This is a genomic window from Thiohalocapsa marina, from assembly GCF_008632335.1.
GTDB lineage: Bacteria > Pseudomonadota > Gammaproteobacteria > Chromatiales > Chromatiaceae > Thiohalocapsa > Thiohalocapsa marina.
On record NZ_VWXX01000062.1, the window covers coordinates 1 to 10700 of the forward strand.

Below are 10700 nucleotides of genomic sequence, written 5' to 3' on the forward strand. Positions count from 1 at the left end.
TGGGCCTGTCAGACCGCTTGGAGGAATGGGCAACGGAATACAAGGCGGAGGGCCGGCAAGAGGGCCGGCAAGAGGGCGAACGATTGGCGCTACAACGCCTGCTGACCAAGCGCTTTGGCGCCATCCCCGCCGCCTATACTGATCGCATCAGCACCGCTTCCGAAGCCGAGGTCGAGGTCTGGCTCGAACGGGTCCTGGATGCCCCCAGCCTGGAGGCAGTGTTCGAACCGATGGCCTGATCAGGTGAACGGTTCAGGCGACCAGACCAAATGACCGGCAGGCCTCACCGGACTGCCGGATGGGCTACAGGCGAACGCCAGCTTCACAGCCCCACCACCATCCTCGCCGGCGGTGGGCTCGCGCAGGCTGACGGTGCGCACCGAGAGCGGCCAGGTGATTGCCGTGCAGTTCAATGGTCAGCCCGGCAACTACACCCACGCCATGTACCTGGATGGCCATCCAGCCATTGCCGGCGGACGCGAGTTCTGGGGCTTTCCGAAGAAGCTCGCCACGCCACGCCGCGCCTTGCGGTGCATACCGACACACTGGTCGGCACCCTGGACTATGGCCCGGTCCGGGTGGCGACCGGGACCATGGGCTACAAGCCTCAAGCGCTCGATCCCGCGGCGGTTCAGCGCAGTCTCGGCGAGACGCCCAACTTCCTGCTGAAGATCATCCCTCACGTCGACGGTTCGGTACGCATCTGTGAGCTGGTCCGCTATGCTCTCACCGACGTCAGGGTCAAAGGTGCCTGGAGCGGGCCTGGGGCACTGGCCTTGTTTCCCCATGCACTGGCGCCCGTGGCCGAGTTGCCCGTCCTGGAGATGGTCGCGGCCAGGCATCTGATCGCGGATCTGACCCTGAGCCTGGGTGAAGTGGTCTTCGACTATCTCAGTGAGGCCTGATGCCGGCGGCAGGGATCGCCGCCACCAATGCGGTCTGCCCGGCAAGCCCCATTTCGAACCTTTGGAGTTCACGTGATCATGAAGAGACAGACCGGACACTGGTCGCTCGCCGCAGCGATCACCCTGCTTTCCATCGCGCCGATCACGGCGCAGGCGCTCGGCCCGATGGGCGTGGCCAACCCGGCATCGGTGCACTGCATCGAGCAGGGCGGCACACTCGACATCCGCACGCGTCCCGACGGGGGCGAGTATGGCGTCTGTGTCTTCGAGGACAATCGCCAGTGCGAGGAGTGGGCGCTGCTGCGCGGCCAGTGCCCCAATGGCGGACTCAAGATCACCGGCTACGACACCGCGGCCCAGATCTACTGCGCCATCACCGGTGGGCAGGTGGAGATGGCGACGCAGACCTGCCGCAGTCCGGACGGTGTGTCCTGCGCGCTGGAGGCCTATTTCAGCGGGCGCTGCCCGGCACCGAGCATGCCTTAGCGCAGCCGCTGGAGGCCGCGCGCGTCTCAGCCATGCGACACTCTTAGCAGCGCAGTAAACCTGCGCCTATTCGGTGAACACCCGATCGCGCAGCTGCCCCCGATGACATGATCACGCCGCGCCCTGCCGGAGTCCGCCGCGCTGCTGATCGTCGGCGATGTGGATCAGCTGCCCTCGGTCGGCCCTAGTGCGGTGCTCGCGGACCTGATCGCCTCGGCTGTGGTGCCGACGGTGCGGCTCACCGAGATCTTCCGCCAGGCGCTGTCCTCGCAGATCATCGTCAATGCCCACCGCATCAACCGTGGAAGCGCACCGCACGCCCGAGCTTGACGTACTCGGGACCGCCGCCGGACACACGCCAAGCCTGCAGCGTGCGCGCCGAGACGCTGAGTATCAGCGCCGCTTCTCGCTCCGTGAGCAAAGACGTGAACATCTCCATTCGAGAACCTCTCTGGTGTTGGACAAGTAACCCGCATAGGTTAATGCCCGTCGACGCGCGTTTTTCCCGAAATACGACGCATAGACAGGCGCTTTCGCCGGATTTTTGCCATCAGCCCTATCCGGGTGGCGCTGGCAACCGCGAGAGCGAGTCTGCCGCCTCGCCTGCGTTGCATTCGGAGCATGGGCGAACCGTTCGATGATGACGGGGCCGATCGCTGGGGCCAGCGGCATCGAGCGACAGCCTCTTCGCCCGCGTTGTGATGGCGCGGATTCGCACCAAGGTCACCGATGACGCCGAGACGTGGATTGCTGGCAGGCGCGCTTTGCCGACAAGGCGCTACAGCGGATGCCATCGATCACCACTGTCGGACAGGCGGAGAGTGAGAAAGGCCTTGCAGCAGGGAGAAGTCGTCATCCAGCTGCGACTATTGAGAAGGTCACAGCGCGGCCTTGCATGGCCTCCGCCACGGGGGCATGACAGCTCGCTGCCTTGCCCTTGACCTGTTGCCAGAGCGCATGGGCATCGACGGCCTCTTGCGCCTGCAGGACAGGCGCCGTCGGTGCGGCCAGGGTCAATCCGGCAACGGAGACGTTCTTCAGCATGCTCTGGACTCCTCCCGCATTGGGTGAGTCGAGCGCGCGCATATCCAGCACACGTTTGACCCGCCCGATGCGAAAGCGCAAGCTCAGCCCTTAAGCCAACCCGAGACGTACCATGCCCTATCCGATCGGCTTGCTCATCCTGCTCTGTTGCGCCGGCCTGGCGCAGGCCGAGGACGCCGCCATTGCCCAGCTGTTCAACAGCGCTGGCGTCGATGGGACACTCGTGATCGAGTCGGTCAGCAGCGGCGAGCGCGCGGTGCACAATGACGCCCGCGCTGAACAGGCCTTCATCGCCGCCTCGACCTTCAAGGTCTTCAATACCCTCATTGCCGTCGAGGAGGGCGCCATCGCCTCGGCCGATGACACCCTGCACTGGGATGGCACCGAGCACGCCTTTCCCGACTGGAATCGGGACCAGACCCTGGCGACGGCCTTCAAGGTCAGTTGTGTCTGGTGCTATCAGGAACTGGCGCGGCGTGTCGGTGCCGAGACCTATCCGGCCTATCTGCGCCTGGCCGGCTTCGGTCAGCTGCGCGAGCCCTTCGATGGCAGCCGCTTCTGGATGGACGGCGCGCTGACCATCAGCGCCGAGCAGCAGGTCGCCTTTCTCAAGCAGGTGGTGCAGCGGCGTCTGCCCTTCCGGGCGAGCACCTATGAGACCCTTGCAACCATCATGCTGGCGGACGCGACGCCTGACCATCGGCTGTATGCAAAGACCGGCTGGTCGACCCGCAGCACGCCGGGGATCGGCTGGTATGTGGGCTATGTGGAGCGCGCCGAAGACACGTGGGTATTCGCGCTCAATCTCGATGTGCATGACGCCAGCGACCTGCCGCTGCGGCGACAGCTCACCCTGGATGCATTGCGCGCCAAGGGCATCCTGCCAGCGGAGTGACACCCATGCACCGATCCGACATCGAGCGCGCGCGCAACGCCTGGGTCTATCGCGGCCAGAAGCGGCCGGCGTTCGCGCTGACCCCCGCGCCGGGGCAGGAGTCCGTCTGGGACTATCCGCGCCCACCGGCCTATGTGCCGGACCCGCGGCCGGTGGAGATCTACGCCGGTGAGCGCCTGCTCGCGCGCAGCGAGCAGGCCATCCGCGTGCTCGAAACGGGCAGCCCGCCCGCCTTCTATCTGCCGCCGGAGGCATTCGACCAGGCCCTGATCACGCCCGCCGCTCGGCGGACCTTCTGCGAGTGGAAGGGGGAGGCGGAGTATTTCGATGTGCAGGGCAGCGAGGACCGCATCGCCAATGCCCTCTGGCGCTATCCCAGACCCACCGCCGAGGCAAAGGTGATTGCCGGCTGGTTTGGCGCCTATCCCAGCCTGCTGCGCTGTTTTGTCGCTGGAGAGGCGGTGCGCGCGCAGGCCGGAGGCTTCTATGGCGGCTGGATCACCGATGAGGTGATCGGCCCCTTCAAGGGCGAGCCGGGGACCGGGCATTGGTAGCCGCCTCGGGCGTTTGGTCGATGCGGACAGACTTGGCATGCGCAGGCGCCACCAGCAAACAGCCGACTCTGCCCAGCATTGAAGACACAAAGCCAACGGATAGGAAATCCAAGCCACCCTGAGCGTCCAGGTTGGCCCGAGGAAGGAGCGTTGCCGCCCCGCACGCGAACCTGCTCCGCGACAGCGGCGACGGCCTCTGGTGTCAGTTCAGCAGCGGGGCGAAAACGTACGGATTGCGGACGATCACCGACATCCTCGGCCGGCTCGCACACCCCATCGATGACGCAGCAATGGTAATGGACGTGCCGGTTGAGGGAAGCACCGAAGCGGCGGATGTGCTGTCGCTTATCCGCCCCCTCTGCTAGCCGACATCACCCAACAGGATGCCAAGGTCGATCTCGATCCCGTCGAAGGGCGGGACACGGACCCTGACCGCGGTCTCGTCCGGCCCCGCAGCGGTGAACAGGGTCCGGTAGCAGCCGGCATCCAGCCCGTAGGCGATTAGCGCGCGGTCTTCCGGGTCAATGATCCGATAGAAGGGCACGCCCGCGCGCTGCAGCCGCAAGAAGTGGGTCAGCGTGTCTTTGCGCTCGTGGCCCGGGGAGAGGATCTCGCACACCCAATCTGGCAAAACCGTCATAACGCCGGATGGATGTTCCGGCAGCCGCTCTTTGCGCCAGCCGGCCAGGTCGTGGGTCGGGCAGTGGTGCTCGCTGTAGCGGACGCTGATCTCGGACGCGATCCACCAGCCGCCTGGGCCGCCGCGCATCACGAGCGGAAAGGATTGCGCAACCAGTACGGACTGCGCAAAACCATGCTCGAAACAGCTCATCGGCCGCTGCACGATGGCGCCGTCGATCAGTTCGACCTTGTCGTCGCCGGGGCAGGCGAGCAGGTCGTCGACAGTCAGGAGGCGTCCGGCTTCCATTGGCTTGGGCTCGTGCTGCTGGTCGATGGTGCATGGCAAGGTTCCACCGCCACCCCGGTGCTGTCAACCCGTTCCGACACCGCCGAGCGAGCAAGACCCGAGGGCCCGGTAGCCGTCGGCGACTCCTCGGCGGACGCAAAATCCGACGCTCGGGTGCGCCGACTTCAGTCGGCCCCCAGGGCTGGCGGACTTCAGTCCGCCGCAAGTGGCCATCGCGCCCAGTGACGCGGCGGTCGCGACTGGAGGTTGCTCTCACGGTGCGGTGTTGCGCGATGATGCGCCTATCCGCGCCGCAGTTGGGCCAGGGCAGTGGCAGCGACTCGAACAGCTGGGGCCTGTTCTCATCCCGGCAGCATCGCCCAGCGATAGCGCGTCGGCGAGCGGCATTGGGGGCCTGCGTTGGTGGCGGCGAACTGACTACGGTCGGTGCGCCGGTTGCGTCCGCCACCTCACGCCCGAAGGGGATGGCAGCAGATCGAGGCGGCCGTTGCGGCCAGTGGTGCAGCCTGAGCCGCGTTTGTCGGCGGAAGCCCGTAGCCCCTCGCTCAGGAGACCCCACTATGAAACGGCGCACACTCCTTCGCGCCCTTGGCGCTTCGAGTCTGTTGAGTCTCGTGTTTCCGGCCTATGGCAGTCATCCAAACCGCCTCTGTCTGCGACCACTCGCCCCGCGTTCAGGGCAATCGCATCAGAGTATAACTATATACTTTTCGATCTGAGCTGGAGGGATTGTCATAATCGCCTGAAACAGAATGCTTCAGGAACCGACCCCGCTCGATCCGCCGAGCAAACGCAAAGCATCAACATCCCCGAATATTAGCAATGATTGATGCGATTGCCCTGGGGGTACCGAACTATGGGACAAGGTCAAGAGCAAGGCCGCGCAGAATCCGTGTCCATAAAAAAAATTTTTGCAACATAAGAAAATTTCGCCTAGAATTGCGGAACAAGTTAAGCAACGGATGCTTAGATTCGAAATACTGTATTTGAGACCTTTCTAGAAGCATTTACTTTATTTTTATCACCTCCCCCAACGATCGATCCTGCCGCTTCATCTGGCACAGATTGCTAGAGCGATGGTTTTCCGCAAGCCAAGTGATTGAGCTGGAGCTCATCCATGGTTGCCACCGGCTCTCCCGCCAGAGCGAGTCGCCGCTGAAGCTAACCTCCAACCACTGTATCCATTGTGCATTCATGCATTATATGCGTGCGCGTTTGCGCGCATAAACCCTATCGAAATCAAGTAAATTTTTACCGCAAAGCCCCATCTCAAGCCTCGATTCCGAGCGGGACTCTGAATGCGGATTGGTACTCGATTTGACCCCCTGATCCATGAGGAGATGTCATTCAATGAACAGATGCTGGATCGTCACTTCCATGATGGTCGCCTGGTCGGTCCAGGCGGCAGACCTCCCCGCCCAACCAGGTACGGCCGCCGCGCCGGTACAGCCCCACGCCCCCAGTATCGAGTCGCCGGGCTATGTCTGGAATGATGTCAAAGGGGAACAACTGCTGGCCCTGGAAGCCACCGGCGACGCCACCCGCGGCGCCTACGCCTTCAAGGTGTGCAAGGACTGCCATGGCGGCGACGCTCTAGGCGATGCGGCCGGCTTCTACCCGCGTTTGGCCGGGCAGCACGCCACGGTTCTGGTTAAGCAGTTGGCGGATATTCGCGCGGGGCGTCGGGACAATCCCAAGATGTATCCCTATGCCTCCGAGCACTCGATTTCCAGTGAACAGATCGCCGACATCGCGGCTTATCTAAATGGTCTGCCGGTTCCACCGGAGCACGGTCAGGGACCGGGCGGCGACCTGGCGCTCGGTGAGCGGTTGTATAAGGCGGATTGCGCGAGCTGTCATGGTCGGACAGGAGAGGGCAAGGCCGATGAGTTCTATCCGAAGCTCTCCGATCAGCACTATGCCTATCTTTTACGCCAAACCTATGAGATACGCGATGGCGTTCGGCGTAACGCCCAACCGGACATGGTCGATGCGGTCAAACCATACTCGGACGCGGAGATCATCGCCGTTATCGATTACGTTTCCCGGTTTCCGACCAAAGACAACTCAGGAACGCTTCAACAAAAACGGTGATATCTATCTCGTGGATTAACTTTAAGTTAACCGACGCCAGATTTGTCCCATCTGTTATTGAACCGTTCATAACCAAAAGATCGTCATGACCATCAGACGAGGAGTCACCGTGTTGAAACCAACCACGACCAGGGCGGTCGCGCTGGCCACACTGGCGCTGTTGTGGATCGGGCACACAACCACCGCTGTAGCCCAGGAGCCCGCTAACGTCGGTAAAGGCCAACAGTACTTCGACAAGGTCTGTGCCAAGTGTCATGAGACCGGCGTTGGACCGGTCCTCAAGGGCCGGGATCTACCGGAAGCGACCTACATCATCATCGCCCGCCTTGGACGGAATGCGATGCCGGCTTTCCGCATCACCGACATCGATGACGACACTTTGGTCGCAGTGGCCAGATACCTGGCCGGCACGCCGAAAAATCCTGATCAGGGAGCCACGCCATGAACCTCGATCGACGCTCGGTAGTGAAGGCGCTGGCTGCCGCCGGACTGGCGGTGGTGGGCGTGCCCATAGCCCAAGCCTCCACGCAGGAGACGGCGATGGTGGCGGGTGGCACTGCCGTTGGACGGCTCAAGGTGACCTCACTGGTCAGCGGTACTGAGCTCGACGCACCCTTTTTGTCCGGCGTGCAAGAGCGTGTGCGCCATCAGGTCGGCGATGTCGCGCTGACCGGATACCATCTGCAAGGTCTGGAGGCCGGTCCCTTTACGCATCTGGACGCTTTATTGAACGATGGTACCCCGAACCGGCTGATCGGGCTGGTGGACGACGCTACAGCGACCTTGGTGCTGGATCTGGTGCGCTCGGCCGGCGGGCGCGTGATGCACAGCGCTCACCACCGAGTGGGCACGGGCCAGAGCGCCGCGCACTGGGCACAGACCCTGGGGCGCATCCTGGTGACGGCCGACACCGCACCGCCCGTACAGCGTACGGCGGCCGCCCCCCAAGTCCACGCCTACGTTTCCTTTAGCTGCGTAATCTGATCATGGTGACAATGATGAACAGCAAATACCAGGCCTTACCCAAGGGCGTCAGCGAAGCCCAGTTTGACGAGGCGATTGGGCAATTCGCGGCGGCCCTGGGGGCCGATCAGGTTCTGACCTCAGCCGAGCACCTGACGCCCTATACCAAAATCATGATGGCCGTCGACACGGCCGAGCACACGCCATCCGCCGTGTTACTCGCGACCAGCGTCGAGCAGGTACAGGCCGTCGTCAGGATTTGCAACGCGTACAAGATCCCGGTCTGGCCTATTTCCACCGGTCGCAACTTTGGCTATGGCTCCGCCGCACCGGTCGAGCGTGGTCAAATCGTGCTGGATCTGAAGAAGATGAACAAGATCCTGCATGTCGACACCGAACTGTGCACGGCCCTGGTCGAGCCCGGCGTGACTTACCAGCAGCTCTACGACTATCTGGAAGAGAACAAGCTGCCGCTGATGTTGTCGTTCTCGGCGCCATCGGCCATCGCCGGCCCGCTCGGCAACACCATGGACCGCGGTGTCGGTTACACCCCCTATGGCGAGCACTTCCTGATGCAGTGCGGCATGGAAGTGGTGCTGGCCAACGGGGACGTCTACCGTACCGGAATGGGTGGCGTCAAGGGTGACAAGGCCTGGCAGGTCTTCAAGTGGGGGTTTGGTCCGACCCTGGACGGCATGTTCACCCAATCCAATTATGGTATCTGCACCAAGATGGGTTTCTGGCTTATGCCCAAACCGCCGGTGTTCAAGCCGTTCGAGATCAAGTTCGACAATGATGACGACATCGGTGACATCGTCGAATTGCTGCGCCCGCTGCGCATCGCCCAGATCATCCCCAACGCGGTGGTGATTGCCGGCACCCTGTGGGAAGCGTCGACCTGCAACACCCGTCGCTCAGACTACCTCACCACACCGGGTGCCACGCCCGACTCGGTGATCCAACAGATCCGTAAGGACAAGAACCTGGGCGCCTGGAACGTATACGCCGCCTTGTATGGTACGCCCGAGCAGGTCGAGGTGAACTGGAAGATCGTCACCGACACCATCAAGCGTGCCGGCAAGGGGAAGATCGTCACCCAGGAAGAAGCGGGTGACACCCAGCCCTTCAAGTACCGTGCACAGCTGATGTCCGGTGTGCCCAATTTGCAGGAATTTGGGCTATACAACTGGCGTGGGGGCGGCGGCTCAATGTGGTTTGCCCCGGTCAGTCAGGCGCGCGGCAGCGAGTGCGGCAAACAGGTCCAGCTGGCCAAGAGCATCCTGAACAAGCATGGACTGGACTATGTCGGCGAATTCATCGTCGGATGGCGCGACATGCACCACGTCATCGATGTGCTGTACGACCGCTCCAACCCGGAAGAAATGAAGGTGGCCCACGCCTGCTTCAGCGAGTTGCTGGATGAATTCGAGAAGCAAGGCTACGCGGTGTACCGTGTGAATACCGCTTTCCAGGAGCGCGTGGCCAACAGTTACGGACCGGTCAAGCGCAAGCTTGAACAGACACTGAAACGCGCCCTGGATCCGAATGGCATCCTGGCACCGGGTAAGTCCGGGATTCGGATCTGACGGTCACTCGGCGCGAACTCAAATCGAGTGGCCTTGGGCATCCGGCATCGACAGGGCGATGCTGTTCGAACCGGTCGAGGAGGCCGATGATGTTCCGCAGACCGTGCGCTTTCGCTCCGCCGCTGACCTGACACCGGAGGCCGCCGCCGCCATCGCTACCGCGGCGTGCTTGCACCGAACGCGCCGCTCCAGTTGCGCATTCAGGGCATGGATCTCAGCCTCGGCCAGCTCGCGCTCGGTGAAGTCTCGCACCGTTGCCAGCAGCACCTGTCGGGCTTCCAGCTCGATGGCGCTCAAGACCACCTCACGGGGAAGCCCTGGCCGTCGTCGGCGCGGCGGTGCGCCCATTCGAAGGCATGGCTCCCTTCGCGGACGGCCTTGGTGATGTTGGCTGCGGCCAGCTCGGACGATGCGCTGCCGTCCGGCTGCTGGGGTGGCGACAGATCCGCCGGGTGGTGGGTGACGAAGGCCTCGCGAGGGGGGCACGCCGGCGAGCTTGACCTCGGTGGCGAGCGCGTCGGTGATATCGGTGGAGATGCCGCAGAGGCCGACGATGCGGCCATGGGCGTCGCGTAGCGGGGCCTTGATGCTCCAGTAGGTGCGGGTCTCGCCGGTCTGCTTGAGGATATTGTGCTCTTCGCGCTCCAGGAGCTGGCCCGTCTCAAGCACCTGGCGGTCCACTGCCTGGAGCTGGACAGAGCGCTCGAGGTCAAAGGGCTCACCGTCGTGGTGTCCGATCACCACCTCCGGCTGCGCGCCTCGAAAGACCGGCGCTCGAGGGTTGGCCGTTGGAGCGTCTCTATGTCACCGACGGACGCTCGCATCAACTGCCTGTCGTCATGCCCTTGCGTCCGCCTCGTGCCGGGAGGCAGACCGCGATCCACCGTCCTTGCATGGCTCTAGCCACCTTGGCGAGTGGTCTTTCCAGGGGCAAGCACAGCCTCCTTCGCATCGTGTGCGTGATCTCTCTGTCATTACGGGCTATACACCAGACTTGACAAAAACCCCGGCCGGCACGGCCGGAGGTAATTGTTCAGCGGGATTGGACAGTCCCGGCTAAAGGTTAGAGGTGCAGGCCTTGATCATCGTTCCGGCCACCTCCCGAAGTAGAGCACGTAGGGTGGACAAGCGCAGCGCCGTCCACCAGTGGCAGCGCCAGCGCGGGCTTTGGTGGACGGCGCTGCGCTTGTCCATATATGGTCCGCCCCGCGATGCAAGAGCGAAATCGCTGTTGAACAGAAGAAG

Annotated in this window: 14 protein-coding genes and 3 pseudogenes; 11 read left to right on the forward strand and 6 right to left on the reverse strand. The window is 63.1% G+C overall.

Annotated features, from left to right (window positions below; translation table 11 throughout):
- The 5 genes and pseudogenes from F2Q65_RS18835 to F2Q65_RS18850 form a co-directional block, all read left to right on the forward strand.
- On the forward strand, nucleotides 1-239 hold a 239-nt coding region (locus F2Q65_RS18835), incomplete at its 5' end, for a DUF4351 domain-containing protein (RefSeq protein WP_150094942.1).
- A 133-nt stretch (nucleotides 240-372) separates the two neighbouring features.
- A pseudogene (locus F2Q65_RS20480) lies at nucleotides 373-495 on the forward strand (acetoacetate decarboxylase family protein); the annotation flags it as partial.
- Nucleotides 486-905 (forward strand): acetoacetate decarboxylase, encoded by a 420-nt coding sequence (locus F2Q65_RS18840; protein WP_425473422.1) that lies wholly within the window; start codon nucleotides 486-488, stop codon nucleotides 903-905. The pseudogene F2Q65_RS20480 and the gene F2Q65_RS18840, both read left to right, overlap by 10 nt.
- 78 nt (nucleotides 906-983) lie before the next feature.
- Nucleotides 984-1391, forward strand: a complete 408-nt coding sequence (locus tag F2Q65_RS18845) for a putative hemolysin (protein WP_150094943.1) — start codon at nucleotides 984-986, stop codon at nucleotides 1389-1391.
- Nucleotides 1392-1508: 117 nt separating this feature from the next.
- Nucleotides 1509-1706: pseudogene (locus F2Q65_RS18850) on the forward strand (AAA family ATPase); the annotation flags it as partial.
- On the opposite strand, the gene F2Q65_RS20340 reads toward F2Q65_RS18850, so the two are convergent.
- Complete coding sequence (locus F2Q65_RS20340) at nucleotides 1687-1830, reverse strand: helix-turn-helix transcriptional regulator (RefSeq protein WP_150094944.1); 144 nt, start codon at nucleotides 1828-1830, stop codon at nucleotides 1687-1689. The pseudogene F2Q65_RS18850 and the gene F2Q65_RS20340 overlap by 20 nt on opposite strands.
- 413 nt (nucleotides 1831-2243) lie before the next feature.
- On the reverse strand, nucleotides 2244-2435 hold the full coding sequence (locus F2Q65_RS18860) for a hypothetical protein (RefSeq protein ID WP_150094945.1): 192 nt from the start codon (nucleotides 2433-2435) through the stop codon (nucleotides 2244-2246).
- Between the two features lie 112 nt (nucleotides 2436-2547).
- Here F2Q65_RS18860 and blaOXA point away from each other — a divergent pair, with 112 nt between their 5' ends.
- A complete protein-coding gene (gene blaOXA, locus F2Q65_RS18865) occupies nucleotides 2548-3330 on the forward strand; it encodes a class D beta-lactamase (RefSeq protein WP_150094946.1) in 783 nt (260 codons plus the stop codon).
- Between the two features lie 5 nt (nucleotides 3331-3335).
- On the forward strand, nucleotides 3336-3884 hold the full coding sequence (locus F2Q65_RS18870) for a DUF427 domain-containing protein (protein WP_150094947.1): 549 nt from the start codon (nucleotides 3336-3338) through the stop codon (nucleotides 3882-3884).
- Here F2Q65_RS18870 and F2Q65_RS18875 read toward each other — a convergent pair.
- Both F2Q65_RS18875 and F2Q65_RS18880 read right to left on the reverse strand, forming a co-directional pair.
- Nucleotides 3815-4219: a transposase gene (locus tag F2Q65_RS18875; protein WP_150094954.1), complete on the reverse strand. Its 405-nt coding sequence runs from the start codon at nucleotides 4217-4219 to the stop codon at nucleotides 3815-3817. The two genes, F2Q65_RS18870 and F2Q65_RS18875, sit on opposite strands and share 70 nt — an antisense overlap.
- Nucleotides 4220-4245: 26 nt before the next feature.
- On the reverse strand, nucleotides 4246-4812 hold the full coding sequence (locus F2Q65_RS18880) for a Uma2 family endonuclease (protein ID WP_150094948.1): 567 nt from the start codon (nucleotides 4810-4812) through the stop codon (nucleotides 4246-4248).
- Nucleotides 4813-6162: 1350 nt separating this feature from the next.
- On the opposite strand from F2Q65_RS18880, the gene F2Q65_RS18885 reads away from it, so the two are divergent.
- The 4 genes from F2Q65_RS18885 to F2Q65_RS18900 all read left to right on the forward strand — a co-directional run bounded on the left by F2Q65_RS18885 (nucleotide 6163) and on the right by F2Q65_RS18900 (nucleotide 9455).
- Nucleotides 6163-6906, forward strand: a complete 744-nt coding sequence (locus F2Q65_RS18885) for a c-type cytochrome (RefSeq protein ID WP_150094949.1) — start codon at nucleotides 6163-6165, stop codon at nucleotides 6904-6906.
- Nucleotides 6907-6991: 85 nt separating this feature from the next.
- Nucleotides 6992-7351, forward strand: coding sequence for a c-type cytochrome (locus F2Q65_RS18890; protein ID WP_150094950.1), 360 nt, complete (start codon nucleotides 6992-6994; stop codon nucleotides 7349-7351).
- Complete coding sequence (locus F2Q65_RS18895; protein ID WP_150094951.1) at nucleotides 7348-7890, forward strand: hypothetical protein; 543 nt, start codon at nucleotides 7348-7350, stop codon at nucleotides 7888-7890. The genes F2Q65_RS18890 and F2Q65_RS18895 overlap by 4 nt, the downstream gene beginning before the upstream one ends.
- Before the next feature lie 14 nt (nucleotides 7891-7904).
- On the forward strand, nucleotides 7905-9455 hold the full coding sequence (locus F2Q65_RS18900) for an FAD-binding oxidoreductase (protein ID WP_150094952.1): 1551 nt from the start codon (nucleotides 7905-7907) through the stop codon (nucleotides 9453-9455).
- A gap of 18 nt (nucleotides 9456-9473) precedes the next feature.
- On the opposite strand, the pseudogene F2Q65_RS18905 reads toward F2Q65_RS18900, so the two are convergent.
- Nucleotides 9474-10229 (reverse strand): annotated as a pseudogene (locus F2Q65_RS18905) (PAS domain-containing protein); the annotation flags it as partial.
- A 282-nt stretch (nucleotides 10230-10511) separates the two neighbouring features.
- A partial coding sequence (locus F2Q65_RS19805; RefSeq protein WP_211354109.1) for a hypothetical protein occupies nucleotides 10512-10700 on the reverse strand: 189 nt, incomplete at its 5' end.